The organism is Exiguobacterium sp. HSB13 (assembly GCF_056764755.1).
In genome coordinates this window covers 1-463 of the sequence record NZ_JBUZOM010000039.1, presented here as the reverse complement: position 1 = coordinate 463, position 463 = coordinate 1, and the positions used below count along the sequence as shown (strand labels likewise).

At 52.7% G+C, this 463-nt stretch carries 1 protein-coding gene and 1 pseudogene; both read left to right on the top strand.

The window, feature by feature from the left end; all coding sequences use genetic code 11:
• Nucleotides 1-133, top strand: a 133-nt coding sequence (locus tag ACZGCQ_RS16945; RefSeq protein ID WP_481266891.1) for an NAD(P)-binding domain-containing protein, incomplete at its 5' end; no start/stop codon positions are given.
• Nucleotides 134-160: 27 nt separating this feature from the next.
• Nucleotides 161-463 (top strand): annotated as a pseudogene (locus ACZGCQ_RS16940) (NAD-binding protein); the annotation flags it as partial.

Sequence of the window (463 nt, the reverse complement as noted above, 5' to 3'; positions counted from 1 at the left end):
GGCACTTGACGCACCTGTCACAGGTGGTGACCTCGGTGAGAAGAACGGAACACTCGCCATTCTCGTCGGTGGTGAAGAGGCGGCTTTCGCACAAGCGAAGCCATTATTCGAAGCGATGGGAAAATCGATTTGACTCTTCGGTGGTCCAGGTAAAGGACAATCAGCGAAACTCGCGAACCAAATTGCAATCGCCGGCTCGATGATCGGAACTGCAGAGATGCTGTTGTTCGTCACGCGGTACGGGATTGACCCGACGCAATTTATCGAGACGATCAAGGCTGGTTCCGCCGGTAGCTGGAGTCTTGAGAACTTGATTCCGCGCGTCTTCGCTGAAAACTACTCACCTGGTTTGTTCGTCAAGCACTTCATCAAGGATATTCGCCTTGCGCTCCCACGTGGAGCTGAGATTGGTATCACAACCACTGGGCTCGCACCTCAGAAGGGTATATATGATCAACTTGCA